This window comes from Streptomyces asoensis, assembly GCF_016860545.1.
Classification (GTDB): Bacteria; Actinomycetota; Actinomycetes; order Streptomycetales; family Streptomycetaceae; genus Streptomyces; species Streptomyces asoensis.
In genome coordinates this window covers 76,590-95,132 of record NZ_BNEB01000005.1, presented here as the reverse complement: position 1 = coordinate 95,132, position 18,543 = coordinate 76,590, and the positions used below count along the sequence as shown (strand labels likewise).

The 18,543-nt window shown below is 72.6% G+C and carries 18 protein-coding genes; 10 read left to right on the top strand and 8 right to left on the bottom strand.

Features of this window, described 5'->3' with window-relative positions; all coding sequences use genetic code 11:
* Positions 1 to 245 precede the first annotated feature (245 nt).
* On the top strand, positions 246 to 1,145 hold the full coding sequence (locus Saso_RS23750; RefSeq protein WP_189921887.1) for a PIG-L deacetylase family protein: 900 nt from the start codon (positions 246 to 248) through the stop codon (positions 1,143 to 1,145).
* Positions 1,146 to 1,273: 128 nt separating this feature from the next.
* Entirely contained in the window at positions 1,274 to 1,996 is a 723-nt protein-coding gene (locus Saso_RS23745) for a DUF4232 domain-containing protein (protein WP_189921888.1), read from the top strand.
* Positions 1,997 to 2,120: 124 nt separating this feature from the next.
* Here Saso_RS23745 and Saso_RS23740 read toward each other — a convergent pair whose 3' ends face one another.
* The gene (locus tag Saso_RS23740) at positions 2,121 to 3,683 is read right to left on the bottom strand and encodes a hypothetical protein (RefSeq protein WP_189921890.1); all 1,563 of its coding nucleotides are present in this window, start codon (positions 3,681 to 3,683) and stop codon (positions 2,121 to 2,123) included.
* Positions 3,684 to 4,370: 687 nt separating this feature from the next.
* Between Saso_RS23740 and tkt the strand changes: the two genes are divergently transcribed.
* The 4 genes from tkt (at position 4,371) to Saso_RS23720 (ending at position 9,424) form a co-directional block, all read left to right on the top strand.
* Positions 4,371 to 6,608 carry a transketolase gene (gene tkt / locus Saso_RS23735; RefSeq protein WP_189921892.1) on the top strand — a complete coding sequence of 746 codons (2,238 nt, stop codon included), beginning with the start codon at positions 4,371 to 4,373 and terminating at the stop codon, positions 6,606 to 6,608.
* A gap of 331 nt (positions 6,609 to 6,939) precedes the next feature.
* Positions 6,940 to 7,176: a hypothetical protein gene (locus Saso_RS23730; protein WP_189921894.1), complete on the top strand. Its 237-nt coding sequence runs from the start codon at positions 6,940 to 6,942 to the stop codon at positions 7,174 to 7,176.
* Entirely contained in the window at positions 7,173 to 7,919 is a 747-nt protein-coding gene (locus Saso_RS23725) for an RNA polymerase sigma factor (RefSeq protein WP_189921896.1), read from the top strand. Before Saso_RS23730 ends, Saso_RS23725 begins: the two co-directional genes overlap by 4 nt.
* A 44-nt stretch (positions 7,920 to 7,963) precedes the next feature.
* Entirely contained in the window at positions 7,964 to 9,424 is a 1,461-nt protein-coding gene (locus tag Saso_RS23720) for a M48 family metallopeptidase (RefSeq protein ID WP_189921898.1), read from the top strand.
* A 71-nt stretch (positions 9,425 to 9,495) separates the two neighbouring features.
* Here Saso_RS23720 and Saso_RS23715 read toward each other — a convergent pair whose 3' ends face one another.
* Positions 9,496 to 10,176 carry a class I SAM-dependent methyltransferase gene (locus Saso_RS23715; RefSeq protein WP_189921900.1) on the bottom strand — a complete coding sequence of 227 codons (681 nt, stop codon included), beginning with the start codon at positions 10,174 to 10,176 and terminating at the stop codon, positions 9,496 to 9,498.
* Between the two features lie 78 nt (positions 10,177 to 10,254).
* The gene (locus Saso_RS23710; protein ID WP_189921902.1) at positions 10,255 to 11,022 is read right to left on the bottom strand and encodes a TetR/AcrR family transcriptional regulator; all 768 of its coding nucleotides are present in this window, start codon (positions 11,020 to 11,022) and stop codon (positions 10,255 to 10,257) included.
* A gap of 59 nt (positions 11,023 to 11,081) precedes the next feature.
* Here Saso_RS23710 and Saso_RS23705 point away from each other — a divergent pair, with 59 nt between their 5' ends.
* On the top strand, positions 11,082 to 11,942 hold the full coding sequence (locus Saso_RS23705; protein WP_189921904.1) for an SDR family oxidoreductase: 861 nt from the start codon (positions 11,082 to 11,084) through the stop codon (positions 11,940 to 11,942).
* Positions 11,943 to 11,962: 20 nt separating this feature from the next.
* Here Saso_RS23705 and Saso_RS23700 read toward each other — a convergent pair whose 3' ends face one another.
* A complete protein-coding gene (locus tag Saso_RS23700) occupies positions 11,963 to 13,183 on the bottom strand; it encodes a metallophosphoesterase (RefSeq protein WP_189921906.1) in 1,221 nt (406 codons plus the stop codon).
* A 262-nt stretch (positions 13,184 to 13,445) separates the two neighbouring features.
* Entirely contained in the window at positions 13,446 to 13,655 is a 210-nt protein-coding gene (locus Saso_RS23695) for a tautomerase family protein (protein ID WP_189921908.1), read from the bottom strand.
* Positions 13,656 to 13,865: 210 nt separating this feature from the next.
* On the opposite strand from Saso_RS23695, the gene Saso_RS23690 reads away from it, so the two are divergent.
* A complete protein-coding gene (locus Saso_RS23690) occupies positions 13,866 to 14,726 on the top strand; it encodes a helix-turn-helix transcriptional regulator (protein WP_203833550.1) in 861 nt (286 codons plus the stop codon).
* A 7-nt stretch (positions 14,727 to 14,733) separates the two neighbouring features.
* Here the strand turns inward: Saso_RS23690 and Saso_RS23685 are convergent, their stop codons facing one another.
* Positions 14,734 to 15,135 carry a cupin domain-containing protein gene (locus tag Saso_RS23685; protein ID WP_189921912.1) on the bottom strand — a complete coding sequence of 134 codons (402 nt, stop codon included), beginning with the start codon at positions 15,133 to 15,135 and terminating at the stop codon, positions 14,734 to 14,736.
* Between the two features lie 52 nt (positions 15,136 to 15,187).
* Here Saso_RS23685 and Saso_RS23680 point away from each other — a divergent pair, with 52 nt between their 5' ends.
* Positions 15,188 to 16,180 carry a GlxA family transcriptional regulator gene (locus Saso_RS23680; protein ID WP_189921914.1) on the top strand — a complete coding sequence of 331 codons (993 nt, stop codon included), beginning with the start codon at positions 15,188 to 15,190 and terminating at the stop codon, positions 16,178 to 16,180.
* Positions 16,181 to 16,195: 15 nt separating this feature from the next.
* Here Saso_RS23680 and Saso_RS23675 read toward each other — a convergent pair whose 3' ends face one another.
* The gene (locus tag Saso_RS23675) at positions 16,196 to 17,554 is read right to left on the bottom strand and encodes a peptidase inhibitor family I36 protein (protein WP_189921916.1); all 1,359 of its coding nucleotides are present in this window, start codon (positions 17,552 to 17,554) and stop codon (positions 16,196 to 16,198) included.
* A 96-nt stretch (positions 17,555 to 17,650) separates the two neighbouring features.
* Positions 17,651 to 18,019: a VOC family protein gene (locus tag Saso_RS23670; RefSeq protein ID WP_189921917.1), complete on the bottom strand. Its 369-nt coding sequence runs from the start codon at positions 18,017 to 18,019 to the stop codon at positions 17,651 to 17,653.
* A gap of 63 nt (positions 18,020 to 18,082) precedes the next feature.
* Here Saso_RS23670 and Saso_RS23665 point away from each other — a divergent pair, with 63 nt between their 5' ends.
* Positions 18,083 to 18,541 (top strand): MarR family winged helix-turn-helix transcriptional regulator, encoded by a 459-nt coding sequence (locus tag Saso_RS23665; protein ID WP_189921918.1) that lies wholly within the window; start codon positions 18,083 to 18,085, stop codon positions 18,539 to 18,541.
* Positions 18,542 to 18,543 lie beyond the last annotated feature (2 nt).

The window sequence follows — 18,543 nt, the reverse complement described above, 5'->3', positions numbered from 1 at the left end:
TCCCCGGCAGAAGTATGGCCGACGGTACTTCTGCCGGGAGAACCGCCTGGGCCGAGGCGACCGGAAATGGTCGACTGAAGGAAGACGCGGGGCGTCGCCGAGGCGCGTTCTCCGCTCGCACTGTTCGCCCGCCCGCCGACCGGCGGCGGGAGACGCGTGCGGTGCGGGCGCCGGAGCGGCACCGACCACCCGCCGTCCGCGGAGCGGCACCTTGCCGTCCTTCACGAAAACGGGGATCCCAGATCATGCACAGCAGCAACCGGCACAGCACAGGGCTGTCCAGGCGCGGCCTCCTGGCCGCCGGAGCGGCCACCGCCGCCACCGTGGCCTACCAGACGGGCCGGGCCTCCTCGGCCTCGGCGGCCGCTCGACCGGCCGTCTTCTACGCCCCGCACCAGGACGACGACGCGATCGGCCTGGCCGGGTCGATCCTGGAGCACAAGGCGGCGGGCCGTCCCGTCTACCTCGTCCTGGTCAGCAACGGCCGCAACCCCGACCTGGCCGTGCGTATGAACGGCGACCCGTGCCCCCTGACCCAGTGGTCGAGCCCCCACCCGTGCGCGGCGGGCGGCCGGCACGGGCTGTCCTGGCCGACCGACGGCACCACCAAGATCGTCGCCGCGCGCACCGCCGAGTTCATGGCGTCCGCCAAGGCCCTGGGCGTCGACAAGGTCATCAACTTCAAGGTGGTGGACGACGGGTTCTCCAGCACCTCCGCCTACAACAAGCTCGTCGACCGGATCGACGCGAAGGTCAGGGCCCTCGCCGCGCAGTACCCCGGCGCCTCCCACAAGTTCACCGCGGGTTGGCTGGAGCACACCGAGACGCACAAGGCGTGCAGCGACGTCGCCTACCGCCTGATGAACGACGGCACGATCTCCGACGTGCGCTTCAACCACGTCTACGCCTACGAACGCCCCCGGCAGGACCGCGCCGACGGCGCCGCCTACGTGCTGGACATCCCCGCCGCGCACATGAAGACCAAGCGCAAGGCGATGTACGCCTACAACACCTGGGACCCGAGCCGGAACCTGTACGCGCTCGGCTACCACAGCGTCCCGGAACTGCTTGAGGCCGCGCACGCCGACCCGCGCGAGTTCGTCCACACCCTGCCCTCCGGCTACCGGCCGGGCAAGGGCAACTGACCTCCGGGACGCCCGGCGTCACCGACGCCGTGTCACCAAGACCGCGTCACCAAGACCGCACCACCGACACCACATCACCGGCCGACGGCACCGTGCCGCGGCCCCGCACCACCGACGGGGAAGACTCCATGATCACCACCACGCACCGCACCACGCTGCTCGCCGCCGTGGGCACGGCCCTCGCGCTGTCCCTCACGGCCTGCCAGGGCGACTCGGACGCCACGTCGTCCTCCTCGGCGGCCCCCGCGGCCACGGTCGCGTCCACCCCGGCGGCCGCCGCCTCGACGGGCGGCAAGGGATCGGGTGCGTCGGACGCGGCGGGTTCCGCCGGCTCGGCGGACTCCACGGGATCGAGCGGCTCGCAGGGATCCGCCGACTCGACCGGCTCGGCGGGCTCGACCGGTTCGGCCGGCGAGCAGGTCGCCGCCTCCACGCCTGTGTGCACAGCGGGAGACGTCCGCGTCACCGCCGCCCGGCAGGACGGGCCGCCGTACACCCACATCGTCCTGACCGCGAAGAACACCGGCGGTCACTCCTGCCGGCTGAAGGGCTTCCCGCACATCCAGCTGCTGGAGAGCCACAAGCAGGACGTCCCGGCCGTGGCCAAGAGCAAGCCGGCCTCACCGGTCGTGCTGGCGGCGGGCGCACCGGCCTACGCGCTGGTGAAGCTGTCGGACGGCGGTGTCGACGAGGACAACGAGCCCGTGTCGGCCTTCTCCGTCATGCTGGAGGGCGACTCGACGGTCATCGCCGTCACCGCGCCCGGCAGCGAGGGCATCGCGGCCGACCCGGCCAAGGCCCTCACCGGCTACTGGACCCCTGAACTCCGAAACGGCGCCGACGACTTCTGATTCCCGCCGTCCCCGACGGCCGTCCCGGGGCGACCCGCCCGGACGCCGGACACGCGTGTGAGGTGTCCGGAGCCCGGCCGCGGGCGCGCCCCGGGCCCACGGCGTGTCCCGGTGTCCGGACGCGTCAGCGCTGGAGGTACCGGGTCATCTGCTCCAGAAGGCGCGCGGCGTCCTGAAGGCTCCGGGCGGTCTCCGAGAAATCTCCCCCGAGCAGCTCGCCGTCCGTACCAGCCTCGCCCCCGCTTCCCGGGACGGCGGCGGGAATGCGCGTCCCCCGGTATCCCACCGGTTCGGCGCCGCCGCGCTGCCGATAGCCGATGAAGTCGCAGACACCGGGGCCCGGCGCCTGCCGGCCTCCGTCGAAGAAGCGCACCGCGTTCAACTGGGTCTCCTCCGCGCCGGAGTTGGCGGTGATCCGCAGCCGGTAGACCCGGTAGGTGCCCGGTTGGGTGAGCACGTACTTCTTCGTCTCGTACCGCCGGTCGAAGCTCTCGCCTTCCCGGGAGTCCAGGACCCGCCAGTTCCGCTCGTCGAGGGAGCCCTCCAGGACCCAGTTCGCCGGGTCGCGTCCAGGTGCGTCGTTCGCGGACGTCAGCCGGTACTCGGTGACGCTCGTCGGAGCGGCGAAGGTGAAGCGCACTTCGGGATCGTCCTCGTGGGCGAGCCACTTGCCGGACTTCTCGACCAGGTTGGCCACGCCCTCGTCCCACTCCGTGAACTCGTCGCTGGCCCAGGTCCGTGACACCTGGTCGGTGACGTCGCGCGTCTCCCCGTCGCCGGGAGCGGGAGTGCCGACGGCGGTGGGCAGGGCGAGCGAGGCCGTGTCGCCACGCAGGTTGCTCCACGTCAGGCGCTCCACCGGGGCTCCGCCGTCGTCGAGGAGCAGGCGCAGGCGTCCGGCCGAACCCCAGACGCCGTCGTGCTCCTCCTCGGTGGTGAAGTGCCGCACGTCGTCATCGTCACGGCAGGGGAGACGTTCCTGGAGGGTGCCGCGCAGTTCGCCCGACGAACCGTCGGCGTCCCGGAAGTGCCCCTGGAAACCGGACATGTCCGAACGGAACGCGAGGGAGGACTCCGCTCCGTCGGTCCCGCGCCACGCCAGCCGGGTCGGCCGTTCTCCGTCGTGCGCGTCGTGACGGCTCTCGCTGCCGTCGAGGTGGAAGAGCAGGCCCGGTCCGGGGTGCCAGGCGGACGATCCGAGGGGGCGGCGCTCGGTGGCGAACTGCCACACCACCCGGCTGCCCGTTCCGTCCGCCGCGACCTGCCGTCGCCGTCCGGCCTGTGCGGCGGCGTCCAGCGAGACGGTCCGCAGCCGGAGCACCCCGTCGTCGTCCGGGTCGGTGTTCCTGATCAGCAGCTCGTTGACACCCGGCCGCAGAGCGGTGCCGGGGACGGTCAGCGTGTACTCCGCGACGCCGCCCGTCACCTCGGTGCGGGGCAGTTCGAAGCCCTTGGCCACCGGCGTGTCGTTCACCTCGGCGTCCATCGGGGCGGCGGCACCGAGTACCGACATCCTCAGCACCGCCTCGCCGGCCTCCTCGCCGTCCGGGACCACGAAGTCGAGCTTCAGATGGCCGCCGGCCGTCACCACCAGGCAGGTGGTGGCGAGAACGCAGCGGTGCTGACGCACGACGGCGTTCGACAGCACGGCGGGCCGGGTGGCGAAATCTACTGATACGCGGTCCATCACAGTTCCTCGCGATCGTCCACGACGCTGCGCACGGTCAGTCGACCCGGCAGTCGCCCATGAGCCTCGAATACTAGAGACCACCACTGACAGCGGGCCGACCCGGACGGCCATGACCCGCGGGACAGCGGGATGCTCAATCCGCGGTGCAGCCAGGCGAGTTGAGCGTTCCTGCCGGACGGGACCGTGTGCGCCGGGGGAGTCGTCGGGGGCGGGCGGCGTGGCCGCGGTGTGAGCGCAGTGCGGGGAAGCATGGGGGAGTCCCGTACGCCCAGGCCGCCCGGGTGACGGCGACGCGTGACCCCGGACCGTGCCGACGTGACGGCTCCCAGCCGTGTTCCCGCCGGGCTCCGGCCGTGCTGCCGCCGGGCTGCGATCGTGCCGCCGCCCTGCTCCCGCCGGGTTCCGAGCGGGCTCCGGTTGGGCTGCGGGCAGGCGGGCACTCGGTGAGCGTGACCGACTCCGCCATCGCCGTCCCGCACGCCCGTCCCTGTCCGGCCGGGCGCTTCCGTGGACGGCGTGCCGCAGGGCCGACACCGTCGCCACCTGCGAAGATCCCGGCGGAATCGTCACGACACCCCAGTCGTCCGACGCCCCGGCCGTAGCCGGACGTGGCCGGACCCTGCGTCCCGCCCGACCGCACGGCCCGAGCGCCCACCGCCCCGGCCCGAGGGAGCACCGCAACCTATGACCGCCCACGAGACAGACACCACCACGGGGACGGAGAGCACCCGTCCCGAGGCGCCCGCCGAAGCCGCGAGCGACGCGCCCACCGGCAGCGCCTCCTCGCCGCGCCCCACCCTTCCCGAGGGGATGGGCGACCTCGACCGCCGCGCGATCGACACCGTGCGGGTGCTGGCCATGGACGCCGTGCAGAAAGCCGGCAACGGCCACCCCGGCACCGCGATGAGCATGGCGCCCACGGCCTACCTGCTGTTCCAGAAGTGGCTGCGCCACGACCCGGAGGATCCGAACTGGGTCGGCCGCGACCGCTTCGTCCTGTCGATGGGCCACTCGAGCCTCACCCTGTACATCCAGCTCTTCCTCTCGGGCTACGGCCTGGAACTCGCCGACCTGGAGGCGCTGCGCACCTGGGGTTCCCTGACCCCGGGCCACCCCGAGGTGAACCACACCCCCGGTGTGGAGACGACGACCGGTCCGCTGGGCCAGGGCGTCGCCAACGCGGTCGGCATGGCGATGGCCGCCCGCCGTGAACGCGGCCTGCTGGACCCCGACGCCCCCGAGGGCGAGAGCGTCTTCGACCACACCGTCTGGGCCTTCGCCTCCGACGGCGACCTGGAGGAGGGCGTCAGCGGCGAGGCGTCGTCGCTCGCCGGCACCCAGGAGCTGGGGAACCTGGTCCTGGTCTACGACGCCAACCGGATCTCGATCGAGGACGACACCGACATCGCGTTCACCGAGGACGTCGGCAAGCGGTACGAGGCCTACGGCTGGCATGTGCAGCACGTCGACGACGGCGAGGACCTCGCCTCGGTCGACCGCGCGCTTGCCGCCGCCCGGGCCGAGACCGGACGCCCGTCGATGATCGTGCTGCGGACGATCATCGGCTGGCCCGCGCCGAACAAGCAGAACACCGGCGCGGCCCACGGCTCGGCGCTCGGCGAGGACGAGATCCGGGCGACCAAGGAGATCCTCGGTTTCGACCCGGACCGGACCTTCGAGGTCCCCCCGCAGGTGCTGGACCACGCGCGCGAGGTCGCGGAGCGGGGCAAGGAAGCCCACGCCCGGTGGCAGCAGCGCTTCGACACCTGGCGGGACCACAACCCCGAGGGCGCTGCGCTGCTGGAGCGGCTGTCCACCCGCAGTCTGCCGCAGGGCTGGGCCGACGGCCTGCCGACCTGGGAGGCCGACCCGAAGGGCGTGGCCACCCGGAAGGCCTCCGGCGAGGTCCTCGCCGCCCTCTACCCGGTCCTGCCGGAGCTGTGGGGCGGTTCGGCCGACCTGGCCGAGAGCAACAACACCGCGGTCAAGGGCGAGGCCTCGTTCCTGCCCGAGAACCGGCAGACCAAGATGTGGTCGGGCGGCCCGTACGGGCGGACCCTGCACTTCGGCGTCCGCGAGCACGCCATGGGCGCGATCATGAACGGCATCACGCTGCACGGCGGGACCCGCGTGTACGGCGGCACGTTCCTCACCTTCTCCGACTACATGCGCGGTGCGGTGCGGCTGGCCGCGCTCATGCAGCTGCCGGTCACCTACGTCTGGACGCACGACTCCATCGGACTGGGCGAGGACGGCCCCACCCACCAGCCGATCGAGCATTACGCGGCGCTGCGGGCCATCCCCGGCCTGGACTTCGTCCGCCCCGCCGACGCGAACGAGACCGCCGTGGCGTGGCGCACCATCCTCGAGCACAACGACCGCCCGGCCGGACTCGCGCTGTCCCGGCAGAACCTGCCGGTCTTCGACCGCACGGAGTTCGCCTCCGCCGAGGGAGTCGCCCGGGGCGGCTACGTGCTGGCCGAGGCCTCCGGCGGCACGCCCGAGATCATCCTCATGGGCACCGGCTCCGAGGTGCAGATCGCCGTCGCCGCGCGAGAGACCCTGGAGGCCGAGGGCATCCCGACCCGGGTCGTGTCACTGCCCTGCTGGGAGTGGTTCGCCGCCCAGGACCGGGCCTACCGCGAGGAGGTGCTGCCGCCCGCGGTCCGGGCCCGGGTGAGCGTCGAGGCCGGCGTGCCCCAGGGCTGGCGCGAGTTCGTCGGCGACGCGGGCCGGATCGTCGGGCTGGACCACTACGGTGCCAGCGCCGCCTACACCGTGCTGTACGAGCAGTTCGGGCTCACGGCCGAAGCGGTCGTCGCCGCGGCGCGGGACAGTCTCGCCGCAGCCAAGGCTCCGCCGGCCGCCCCGATCGGCCCGGACGGCGCCGGAGTCCTGCACGCTCCCACCGCGGACCGCTGACGGCCGCTGACCTGGGGCCTTTTCTCCCGTCGCCGGAGCGGTGAGGGCACGGCGACCGGCCGGCGGGGGTTCGGCCATGCCAGGTGGGTCCGGGCGGGTCCGGGTGCGCGGCGGTCGACATCCGCCGCGCACGCGGGAGCGGGGTTGACGCGGCACCCCCTAGGGGCGCTCGCTCTCGGCCGCACGCCCCCGGAGGGCGCCTGTGCGCTCGTCGACCGGAAGAAATCCTGCACGGCGGGTAAACGCGGTGCTCCGCCACGGGTGTCCGACAGCGTTGCAGTCGGTAGGGCATCTGCCGACGTTACGAGGTCGGCAGGGGACGTGGTCGGATATGTGGGAATCGGTGGTGTTCGCGGCACTGGCCGCTACGGTCAGGATCGCCCTTCAGGTGGTGGCCTGGCGGCGGGAGGCGGCCCGTGACCGTGAGCGGCGCCGGCTGCTGCTCGCGGCGCTGCGCCTGGCGGGGCGCGGTGTCCGGCTGGAGGAACGCCGTGCGGACGGGGGAGTCCTGACCGTGCGCGGCGACGGCCCGGCCGACTCGGGCGGCCAGGAAGGGGAAGCACGGTGAGCGGTGGGCCGGGCGGTGCGCCGACCGACGCGCGGGAGCCCGCACCCGAGGACGGCGACGACGCGACGCGCGACGAACACCTACCCGTCGACTTCGAGGTCTTCTTCACGGCCCACCGTGCGAGCCTGCTGACCCGGGCCGTGATGCTCTGCGGCAACCGCCAGGACGCGGAGGACGCCGTCCAGGACGCCTTCCTCGCGGCGCTCGAGCACTGGGGCCGGATCAGTGGCTACGAGCAGCCGGACGCGTGGGTGAGCCTGGTGATGCGGCGGAAGCTGTGGCGTGCGCTGCGCCTGCGCCTGCGGGCCAAGCGCGCGGCACTGGACGTCGCCCTGCCGAGCCAGGCGTCGCCGGACGAGACCGCGCAGGCCCGGCGGGTGCTGACCGCGATGGCCGCCCTGCCGCCGCGCCAGCGCATGGTGCTCGTCATGTACAGCCTCTACGCCATGACCCACCAGGAGATCGCCGACGAACTGAACATCGCGGCCTCCACCGCACGCGGCAACCTCCGCAAGGGGCGCGAGAACCTCCGGCGCATGCTCGGCCTCGGTCCGGACACCGACCCCCTGAACGAGGTCCCGCTCGTGGGCACCGTCGGCCCCCTTCCCGGAGACGGGCTCGCTGCCGCCCTGAGCGCCACCGAGTCCTGGCTCGGCGCCGCCCTCGCAGAGGACGGACAGGCACGGCGACAGGCCCGAGCGGACCTTGCCGGACTGCGACGCGAAGGCACCCACCGCACGTGACGCGAAGAAAGACGACCCGGGTGACGCGAGCGCACAGGACGCATATGACGGGAACCCGGCCCGCGACGACCACGGCGCGCGCCCTGCTCGGCTGTGCCCTTCTGGCCGGAGTCCACCTGCTCGCCCTGACCGTCCTGGCCGCCCAACTCACGCTGCTCGTAGCCGTCCTGACCACCAGGGCCTGGCCGGTCGCCCTGCTGGGCTCCCTCACCGTCGCCTCCGTCTCCACCCTCGCCCACGGGCTGCTCGCCGGCACGTCCGGCCGCACCGCCGAAGGGCCGCGCATCGTCCTGACCCCCCAGCAGCAGCCCGAACTGTGGAGTCTGACCCTGCAACTCGCCGAAGAGCTCGAGACCGCGCCGCCCACTACGCTGCGCCTGGCCGACGACGCCAACGCCTGCGCCGGCGAACGCAGCAGGCTCTTGGGCCTCGTAGGAGGACCCCGCACCCTGGACCTGGGCCTGCCCCTGTTCCTCGGGCTCACCCGGGACGAGCTGCACGGCGTCCTGTGCCACGAACTGGGGCACTACGCGGGCCGGCACACCCGGCTGGCCGCCGTCAGCCACCGCGGCAGCCTCGCCCTCGAACGCGCGGTCCGCCGCCTCGAGGTCATGGAGACCGACCAGGCCGGCGTCAAACCGCCGGTGCGGCTGCTGCTCAAGGTCGTCAAGGCGTACCGCGGTGTGTACCTGCGCCAGACCTTCGCCGTCCGGCGCCGTCAGGAACTCGAAGCCGACGCCGCGGCGGCCCGAACCGCCGGGGCGCGGACGTTCGCGCAGGCACTGCGCGCCGTGCACGGCCTGGCGGTGCTCTGGGACGAGTTCAGGGAGAACCGGGCCCGGCCGCGCGGCCCGTCCGCCTCGACGGCCGGGACGGCCCGTGTCGGGTCCTCGCCTGGACTGCCGCTGCCCGACGGCCTGTTCCGGGACTTCGCCGACCGGATCGCCGAGCCGCCGTCCGGCCCTCTGCCGGACAGCAGTGCGACGTCGGCCCTCGACGCTGATTCCGAAGACGCGCTGAGCAGTCACCCGCCGCTGGCGGTCCGGCTGGCGGCGCTGGGCGCCGGTCCCGCCGCGGACGACACCGGCCGACCGGCCCCGGGCGCGGACCGGCCCGCGCCCGCCGCGGGACTCCTCCGCGACCTCCCCGGGCTGACCGAGGCACTACAGGAGGTCATGCGCACCGATCGCGAAGCGACTGCCGGGTACCCCGGCGGCCGGGTCAGGATGGAACCCCCACGGTTCGACAAGGTCCTCCTGCGGACGCAAGTGAAGACCGCCCTGATCGGAACGTGCCTCATCCTGGGGGCGAGCGCGATCGTCCACGCCGTCGTCTTCCCGCCGCCCACCGATCCGCCCGCGTTCTCCCCACCACCCGGGCTGCCCGGCGGGCAGAACGTCCTGCCCGAGGTGTCGACCGCGCCGCGGACCCCGCCGACGTTCACCGTCCCGCCCCTCCCGCCGCCCGGCCGGCTCACCCCCTTGCCGCTCCTGCCGGTCGGGTAGCGGCCGGGGCGCCGGCTGCCGTGAGCGCCGACGGGCCCGTACGTGCGGTGGGGCTGGGGCGAGCGGGGAGTTCAGCGCAGTCGGCGTACGCGCAGCACCAGGTCGTCGGTGTGGTGCGCACCGGCGCCACCGTCGGGTGCCACGCGCGGCCGTTGCTCGTCGACCTCCACCTCCCAGTCGCCGTCGAGGAGTTGGGCGACCATCGAGGGCCAGACGTAGTCGGCCGGGTCGAAACCGCTGTCGTGCGCGTTCGCGCTGTCCATCCCCGCGTGATGGACCAGCAGAAGCAGCCCGCCGGGCGCGACGGCCGCGAGCAGCGCCCGCTCGGCCTCGGCGTCGGGAGTGCGCAGCAGGGCCGGATACTGCGCGGACACCAGGTCGAAAGAGGCCTGCGGGAGCGCGGCCGCGGTGAGTGAGGCGTGCACCCATCGAACGGTGAGCCCGGCGTCCCGGGCGTGTCCGGCCGCCCGCTCCAGCGCCACGCCCGAAACCTCGAGCGCCGTGACGTCCCAGCCGCGGCGGGCGAGCCACAGCGCGTCCGCGCCCTCGCCGCAGCCGACGTCGAGGACCCGTCCGGGAGTGAGCCCGGCGGCCTCGGCCACGAGGGCGCCGTTGGGCCGGCCGCTCCACAGTTGCTGCCGGTCGGCGTAGCGCTGGTCCCACTCGGCCCGCACGTCGGGGTCTCCGACGTAACGGTCGGCAGTCGAAGGGACCTCGGACGCGGGGAATCCCGCTGCGATGGCATCAGTCATGGCCCCACTGTCATCGCGGCCACCCCGGCTTTGCCAGTTCTGTTGCCGGTTCGGCAAACGCACCGCAACGACGGCCGCTCAGGCGTGCGGTGTGCCGCCGTCCGCCGCGAGGCGGGTGAGCCACTCGCGCAGCAGGCGCTGCTCGGCGTCGCTGAGAACCCCGGCGTCGTCGGGCAGGGCGGCGCGCAGCGCGCGGGCCGCCGGGGCGGGGCCGGACTCCGCGGCGGGGACCATCGGTTCGGCCCGGGTGACTGCGGCGATCATGGACTCCCGCAGGACGGTCAGCAGCGCCGGGTCACGGCGTTCCGCGGGGGTGGCGTGCCAGGTGGCGACCCCGCCCTGTCCGGTGGCCTGGATGATCTGGGCGGCCAGGTTCTCGTCGACCCGCAGCCACCCCGCGGCCGCCAGCCGGCGCACCCGGCCGTGCAGGATCTCCAGGCCCGCGCGATGTGCCGCGTCCGGCCCCGATCCGGTGGCCCTGTTCATCACCGTGAAGAGTTCGGGACGCGAGACCCCGAACTCCACCACCATGTCCCAGCCGCGGCGCAGCTCCTCCACCGGGTCCTCCGGCGAGGGGTCGAGCCGCGCGCGCTTGCTCTCCAGGAACTGGGCGTAGCCGTACTCCGCGACCGCCTCCAGCAGCCCGTCCTTGTCGCCGAAGTGGCGGTAGATGGCCGGTGGCTGCACCCCGGCCGCGGCGGCCACCGCACGGGTGCTGACCGCTTCGGGACCTCCGCTCTCCAGCAGTTCGACCGCCGCTTCGACGATACGGCGGCGGGCGCTGTCGGGAGTGTCACGGGGCGGCGAGATCGGCATGTATCGATGATATCCGGAGTTTGCTTCCATCGTTAGTTCCAGTGTTATCGTGAAATTGATTCCACTGGAACCATCGCTGGGAGATCCACATGATCATCGTGACCGGAGCCACCGGAAAGCTCGGGCGCCGCACCGTCGAGCGCCTCCTGGAGCGGCTGCCCGCCGACCGCCTCGGCGTCAGCGTCCGCGATCCGCGCAAGGCCCAGGACCTCGCCGACCGCGGCGTCCGGGTACGGCAGGGCAGCTTCGACGACCCCGCCTCGCTCGCCCACGCCTTCGAGGGCGCCGACCAGGTGCTGCTCGTCTCCCTCGACCGCACGGGCGAAGGATGCGTAGCCGGTCACCGGGCCGCGATCGACGCCGCCGTGAAGGCAGGCGCCGGCCGCCTGCTGTACACCAGCCAGATGGGTGCCTCCCACGAATCCCGCTTCGAGGCGTGCCGTGACCACGCCCGGACCGAGGACCTGCTGGACGCCACCGGCCTGCCGTGGACGGCGCTGCGCAACGGTTTCTACGCCGCCAGCGCCCTGCTGTTCATGGAGTCCGGCCGCCACACCGGCGACATCGCCCTGCCCGCCGACGGCCCCGTCACGTGGACCGGCCACGACGACCTCGCCGAGGCCGCCGCGGCGATCCTCACCGACGAGGGCAGCTTCGAGGGACCGACCCCGCCGCTCACCGGCCCGCGAGCGCTCGACTTCGACGCCCTCGCCGCGACAGCGGCCGAGGTCACCGGTCGGCCGTTCACCCGGACCACGGTCCCCGACGACGCATTCCGCGAACAGGCGCTGGCACACGGCGCCCCCGCCCCGATGGTCGACCTGATGATGAGCATCTTCGAAGCGGCCAGAAACGGCGAGTTCAGCGCCGTCGACCCGACCCTGGCCACCCTGATAGGCCGCGAGCCCACCGCCTTCCGCACGGTGCTGGAGCAGAGCTGGGCGGAATAAGGGCCGCCGGACCGGCGCGGCTATCGGGAACCGGGCCGGTCCGGGGAGCGGAGCACGAGCAGGGTGATCTCGCTGGGGGCGAAGACGCGGAACGGCGGGCCCCAGAAGCCGGTGCCACGGCTGGTGTACAGGAGCGTGCGCGGGCCGTGGTGGCTGAGACCGGCGAGGGCGGGCTGGTCGAGGCGGACCAGGTGGTGGAAGGGCCATATCTGGCCGCCGTGGGTGTGGCCGGAGAGCTGGAGGTCGATGCCGGCGGCCGCCGCCCGGTCGACGAACTTGGGCTGGTGCGCCAGGAGCAGGACGGGAAGGCCGGGATCGGCGCCGTCCAGCGCACCGGCGAGGTGGGCCCGGTGCCCCGCCAGACCGGAGGACTCGGCGGTGACGTCGTCCACGCCCGCGACCACGAGGGTGTCGCCTCCGCGTTCGAGCAGCACATGGCGGTTGCGCAGCGGCTCCCAGCCCAGCTCGTCCATCAGGTCGACCCAGCCCTGGGCCTCGCTGTAGTACTCGTGGTTGCCGGTGACGTACACCCGTGCGTGGGTCGCCCGCACGGTGCCGAGCGGCAGGGCCTGCTCGCGGCGGCGCTGCGCCGTGCCGTCCGCGATGTCGCCGGTGTGGCACACCAGGTCGGCGTCCAGGGAGTTCACCGTCTCGCACACCCGTGCCGACCAGCGGGCACGATCGAGCGGTCCGTAGTGGGTGTCGGTGATGAGGGCGACCCGCAGACCGTCCAAGCCGGCGCCCAGTCGCGGGAGTTGCACGTCGAGCCGGCGCACGCGCGGCACACGGCGGGCCTCGGCGTACCCCCAGCCCAGCAGTACGGCGGCCACGCCGAGGACCGCCCAGGTGACGATCCGGGCGCGGTCCTGGCTCTCTCCGACGCCGGCGAGGGCCAACGCGGCGCGCAGGAAGATGCCGAGCAGGACGGACCAGGTGAACAGCACCCAGCTCGAGCCCAGCAGGGTGTCACCGACGATCGCGGCCCGGTCCTGCTGGCGCCTGCCGTGGCCGCGCACCATCGCGAGCGGCATACCGACCAGACCGAGGGCGAACACGGCGGTGCCCGCCAGCGTGACGGGCAGCGGCCAGTGCTGTCCGGCGTGCAGGAGCACCCAGCAGGGCACGGCCCACAGCAGGACGGGGGCGATCAGGGGCAGGTAGCGCATCACGCGGAGCAGTCCGCTCTGCCGCGCCGCTCGCGCTTCGCCCTCGGCGGGCCGGGTGTCGCTGGTGTCGGTCACGCTCTGCCTCCTGACCGGGCTGCCTTCCCGCGCACTGTATCCCGTCGCTCCCGCCCCCTGACGCCCACCGTGATCACTTCCTCCCGCCGCTGTCCGGCCCCCCCCCGGCCCGGCCACCTGCTCCGCGCCGACGGGTACGTTCGCCCGTCGACGGCGACCGGCAGCAGATCACGCTCCCGCCTGCCAGGACCACCGGACGACCGGACTGCCGGACTGCCGGACCGCCGGACCGCCGGAGACCGCCGGACCGCCGGGCGGAACGTCAGGCGTCGCCGCTGAGCAGGGCGGCGGTGAGGACCGTGCCACCGAACCCCCACCCCCCGTCGACGACTTCGTCGATCAGCACCAGGGTGTTGGGGCGGGCACGCTCGCCGTAGATCTCGGCGTACAGGTCGGTGGTCCGCTCGACGATCTTCTTCTTGTCCTCGGCGGTGACGGTGCCGGCGGGAACCTTGAAGTGGGCGAAAGGCATGGGTGTTTCTCCTTGGTCGATGTCTGCCGTGATCCGCAGCCGTACGCGTGAAGGGCGGGCGGCACGGGACGCCGTGTCCGTGCCGGTCGCTCACCCGGTGTCCGGGGGGCGTCGGCAGGCACGTGCTTCACTCTGCGCGGCACCGGCCGCCGTAGCCAGGGGACGTCATCCCCTGGGTCGGCCGCCCGGGGCGGACACACAATGGCCGGTATGGGTTCTGCGAAACACACCGAGCTGGGCGCCTTCCTGCGCTCACGGCGCGCCCGCATCCGGCCGGCCGACGTGGGATTCGTCCACGGGCCGCGCCGCCGGGTGCCGGGGCTCCGCCGCGACGAGGTCGCCCAGCTCGCCGGAGCCTCGGTGGACTACTACAACGAACTCGAACGCGGTGCCGGGTCCCAGCCCTCCGAGCAGATGCTCGCCGCGCTGGCCAGGGCGCTGCGCCTGAGCGCGGACGAACGCGACTACCTCTACCGCCTGGCCGGCCGTCCGGTCCCCGCGCACGGCGGACCGGCCTCGCACGTCCACCCCGGCATGCTCGACCTGCTCAGCCGCCTGACTTCGACCCCCGCACAGGTCATCACCGACCTCCACGTCACCCTCGTACAGAACCCGCCCGCGGTGGCGCTCCTCGGGGACCACTCCGGTTTCCGGGGCGCGCGGGCCAGCTTCGTCCACCGGTGGTTCACCGACCCCGCGGCGCGGCAGCTGTATCCGGAGGCCGACCACGAGCAGCAGTCCCGGGCCTTCGTCGCCGACCTGCGGGCGGCGGCCGCCAGACGCGACGTCAAGGACACCGAGGCCGCCTCGATGATCGGCTCACTGCTCGACGCCTCCCCGCGGTTCGCCGCCCTGTGGGCCGAGCACGAGGTGGGCCTGCGCCGCGACGACCGCAAACGCCTCGTCCACCCCACGCTGGGCCTGATCGAGGTCAACTGCCTGAGCCTGTTCAGTGAGGACGGCCGGCAGCGGCTCCTGTGGTTCACCCCGGCGGTCGGCACGGACAGCGCCGGTCTCCTGGACCTGCTCGCCGTCCTGGGCACCCAGGACGTCACCGGCCCGGCCGGCTGACGGCCGATCAGGTGGCGGCGTCGAGGGCGTGTCCGGTCGTCGCGTCCACATGGGAGGGGATCTCGTCGTGGCGGTCGCCCACGGTCGGCGTACCGGTCGGCTCGAACATGAGGATGGCGGCCCCGGACGGTGCGTACGGCTTGTGCTCGGTGCCCGCGGGGACGGTGAAGACCGCGCCCCGCGGCAGCCGGACCGTGCGCTCACCCCCGGCCTCGCGCAGGGAGATGTGCAGTTCACCCTCCAGGACCAGGAAGAACTCGTCGGTGTCGTCGTGGGCGTGCCAGAGGTGTTCGCCCCCGACCTTGGCGACCCGGACGTCGTAGTCGTTGACCCGCGTGACGATGCGCGGACTCCACAGGGCTTCGAAGGAGGCCAGGGCCCGGCTGAGGGAGATCGGCTGATTGCTCATGGCCTCATCCTCGATCGCTCCGCCCGGGCGGGGTGAGTGCTAGGAATCGCACATGACGCAAGAATCCTCGCAGCGCGCTCGTGCGGCAGGCGTGCACCGGGTGGTCGTGATCGTCGACGAGAACTCGAACCCGTTCGAGCTCGGCTGTGCGACCGAGGTCTTCGGTCTGCGCAGGCCCGAGATCGGCCGGCAGCTCTACGACTTCCGCCTCTGCTCGCCGGAGCCCGCTCCGCGGATGCGGGACGGGTTCTTCACGCTCACCGGCGTCGCCGGCCTGGAGGCGGCCGACACGGCGGACACCCTGATCGTCCCCAACCGCCCCGACGTCGAGGTGCCCCGCCGCCCCGCCGTACTGGACGCGGTCCGACGGGCGCATGCCCGCGGTGCCCGGCTGATCGGCTTGTGCAGCGGTGCCTTCACCCTGGCGGAGGCAGGCGTCCTCGACGGTCGCCGGGCCACCGCCCACTGGCAGTGGGCGGATGCGTTCCGCGCCCGCTTCCCCGCCGTCCGTCTGGAAGCGGACGTGCTGTTCGTGGACGACGGCGACATCCTCACCGCCGCGGGGAGTGCGGCCGCGCTCGACCTCGGGCTCCACGTGGTCCGCCGGGACCACGGCGCGGAGGTCGCCAACTCCGTCAGCCGGCGACTGGTCTTCGCGGCCCACCGCGACGGCGGGCAACGGCAGTTCGTGGAGCGGCCCATGCCCGACGTCCCGGACGAGTCCCTGGCACCCGTCCTGTCGTGGGCGCAGGAACGACTGGACTCGCCCCTGACGATCGCGGATCTCGCGACGCGCGCGGCGGTCAGCCCTGCGACGCTGCACCGCCGCTTCCGCACGCAGCTGGGAACGACCCCGCTGGCCTGGCTCACCGCTGAACGGCTCGCCCTGGCCTGCCGGTTGATCGAGCGGGGCGAGTCACGCTTCGAGGTGGTCGCACGGCGCAGCGGGCTCGGCACCGCCACCAATCTGCGCGTGCTGATGCGCCGCGGGACGGGCATCACGCCGTCGGCGTACCGGCGCCGCTTCGGACCCGAGGTGAACTGACGGCGTCGGCCGCTGTCAGTAGGCGAAGGCCAACGCGTGCGTCTTGACGATGTTCTGCGAGGCCGGCCCCGTGTGCACCTGGAGACGATTGCCCTCGGTGTTCGAGACCTTCAGCGACACGCGGACTCTGTCGCATGACCCCAGGTCCGCCGTAGTGAGATACAGGGAGTTCGTGGCGGTCTGGTGGTGCTTGCGCTCAGAGATGTTCCACGAGGCCACCGCGCTCTTCAGCGGGCTGCCGCACCGGGTCCCGTCGCTCTTCTGGGGTTGGGCCTCGATCCATGTGGACGCCTTCGTGTGGTGCGCCGTCGGGTCCGCCGGATCCGAGCAGTCGTCGATGCCGTAGTTGGGGGAGACGCCGTCCTTGTCGTTGTTGCAACTGGTCACGTTGGCGTCCATGACGATCGCGATGTCGTCGGTTCCGCCGGGCGTGTAGACGTGGTCGAGGACGCTCGTCGTCGTCCCGGGGGCCAGTGCGGCCGGGTCGGTGCCGCCCAGCGACCACCGGTCCATTGCGCTGTATACGGCTCGCGCCAAGGTCGCGCCCGCCTCCACCCGCATCGTGGCGGTGTCGTCCGCGTCGATCCACGTCGCATAGGGAAGAACCGAGATCCTGCACCGGTACCGGTCCGCCGTCGGAGCGATGAAGGTCCACCGGACCGAGGGCAGCAGTGCCGTGTCGACGGTGGGTACGAAGTTCGCCGCCCAGTACGAGCCCGTTTCGTAGCCGCTGGGCAGCGCGCGTCCGTCCGCGTACATACAGCGCAAGGCGGCCGTCACGCCGACGTTGCGATGCTCGGCCAGCGAGGTGAGGTTGCGGACCGAGACGTCGCGGGACCACAGGTAGGACTTCGCGCCCGCCGCCGCGTCGAACTCCAGTTTCGTCCCGGGGACGTCCGCGTAGTTGGCCGGGTCGGCGGTCGAATGGGCGGACACATCGAAACCGGGGGACGTCATCGGGTCCGCGCCGCCCGTGCAGACCTTGTCCAGCGTGTGCCACGGCGAAGCGGGATTCACGGCGTCGGTGTCGCTGCTGGCACCGCCGGCCCGCACGCTGCCCCGCAGGGTGCGGGCCGCCGAGTCGGTTCCCGCGCCGGTGTCGAACTGGTACACCTGCGCCGTGACGGGCAGGTTGTTGACGTAGGAATTGATGCCGTTGGTGCCTTCGCCCAGCCCGTAACGTCCCAGCCAGAAGCAGGTGTTCGTACTGGCCGCGGAGAACTTGAGCCCTCTGAGCTGGGTACTGGAATAGAGGCACAGCCTGTCGGCCGGACACTCCTCGGCCGCGGCAGCGGGCGACGCCGAGCCGACGAGACCGGCGAACAGGAGCCCCGCGACGGCCAGGAGAGAGCTGACTTTTGCACGTATATGCATATGACGAACTACTGCCTTCTCGAAAGGGAACAAGAGCCAACTCACGTTATCCGCAGTTCTCTTGATGCCCCCGTTCTGCGCTCCTCTCCCTGCCGCTCAGGCGCGGTCGTGGAGGGTGACGTGGTAGCCGTCGGGGTCGGCGAAGGTGAAGGTCCGGCCGAAGGGCCCGTCGATCGGCGCCGAGACGATGGTGTGACCGTCGGCGACGAGAGCGTCGTGAATGGCCTGGACGTCGGTGGCGTGCAGCCAGATCGCGGCACCGATGCCGGGCTGGGGCACGGATGCGAGATCGGTGCCGGGAAGGACGTCCCGGAGTGCGAACGCGATCGGCTTCGTCTCGAAGACGACGGCGTGCGGAGGTCCTGCCGGTGAGCGGACGACGCCGAGGTACTGCTCGTAGAACGCCTGTGACGCGTCGAGGTCGCGCGCCTGGAGCGAGATGAAGTCGGGGCCGGTGACGGGCATGATGATGCTCCTTCTTTCCGTGTCAGATTCCTGACACGGACCACGGTATGTCAGAATCCTGACATGAGTCAACGTGATGGCGGCATCGACCTGGACAAATCGCTGGGCTACCTGCTGAAAGAGGCTTCGAGTGCCCTGCGCGTGGCCATGGAGGAGGTGCTGCGCCCCCTCGGCATGAACGTGACGCACTACTCCTGCCTCGAGCTGCTGGCCCAGCGGCCGGGCTTGTCGAACTCCGAGCTGGCCCGCGGGGCGTTCGTGACGCGGCAGACGATGAACGTGCTGCTCCAGGCCCTGGAACGGGACGGTCATGTGACCAGGCCCGCGGAGGCGCCCGTAGGGAAGGTGCTTCCCGCGCGACTCACGCCGCTCGGGCGTCGGAGCCTGGAGAAGGCGACCGTGGCGGTGCGGTCCGTCGAGCTCAGAATGCTGGCCGGGCTGGGCGAGGCCGAGCAGGCGGCCGCGTTCCGGATCCTGCACATCATGATCCACTCCCTGCGTGACGGCGGGGCCGGTGCGTAGCG

Coding starts and splice junctions, on each gene's coding strand:
- Saso_RS23750 (WP_189921887.1), top strand. CDS start 246: ATGCACAGCAGCAACCGGCACAGCACAGGGCTGTCCAGGCGCGGCCTC.
- Saso_RS23745 (WP_189921888.1), top strand. CDS start 1,274: ATGATCACCACCACGCACCGCACCACGCTGCTCGCCGCCGTGGGCACG.
- Saso_RS23740 (WP_189921890.1), bottom strand. CDS start 3,683: ATGGACCGCGTATCAGTAGATTTCGCCACCCGGCCCGCCGTGCTGTCG.
- tkt (WP_189921892.1), top strand. CDS start 4,371: ATGACCGCCCACGAGACAGACACCACCACGGGGACGGAGAGCACCCGT.
- Saso_RS23730 (WP_189921894.1), top strand. CDS start 6,940: ATGTGGGAATCGGTGGTGTTCGCGGCACTGGCCGCTACGGTCAGGATC.
- Saso_RS23720 (WP_189921898.1), top strand. CDS start 7,964: ATGACGGGAACCCGGCCCGCGACGACCACGGCGCGCGCCCTGCTCGGC.
- Saso_RS23715 (WP_189921900.1), bottom strand. CDS start 10,176: ATGACTGATGCCATCGCAGCGGGATTCCCCGCGTCCGAGGTCCCTTCG.
- Saso_RS23710 (WP_189921902.1), bottom strand. CDS start 11,022: ATGGAAGCAAACTCCGGATATCATCGATACATGCCGATCTCGCCGCCC.
- Saso_RS23705 (WP_189921904.1), top strand. CDS start 11,082: ATGATCATCGTGACCGGAGCCACCGGAAAGCTCGGGCGCCGCACCGTC.
- Saso_RS23695 (WP_189921908.1), bottom strand. CDS start 13,655: ATGCCTTTCGCCCACTTCAAGGTTCCCGCCGGCACCGTCACCGCCGAG.
- Saso_RS23690 (WP_203833550.1), top strand. CDS start 13,866: ATGGGTTCTGCGAAACACACCGAGCTGGGCGCCTTCCTGCGCTCACGG.
- Saso_RS23685 (WP_189921912.1), bottom strand. CDS start 15,135: ATGAGCAATCAGCCGATCTCCCTCAGCCGGGCCCTGGCCTCCTTCGAA.
- Saso_RS23680 (WP_189921914.1), top strand. CDS start 15,188: ATGACGCAAGAATCCTCGCAGCGCGCTCGTGCGGCAGGCGTGCACCGG.
- Saso_RS23675 (WP_189921916.1), bottom strand. CDS start 17,554: ATGCATATACGTGCAAAAGTCAGCTCTCTCCTGGCCGTCGCGGGGCTC.
- Saso_RS23670 (WP_189921917.1), bottom strand. CDS start 18,019: ATGCCCGTCACCGGCCCCGACTTCATCTCGCTCCAGGCGCGCGACCTC.
- Saso_RS23665 (WP_189921918.1), top strand. CDS start 18,083: ATGAGTCAACGTGATGGCGGCATCGACCTGGACAAATCGCTGGGCTAC.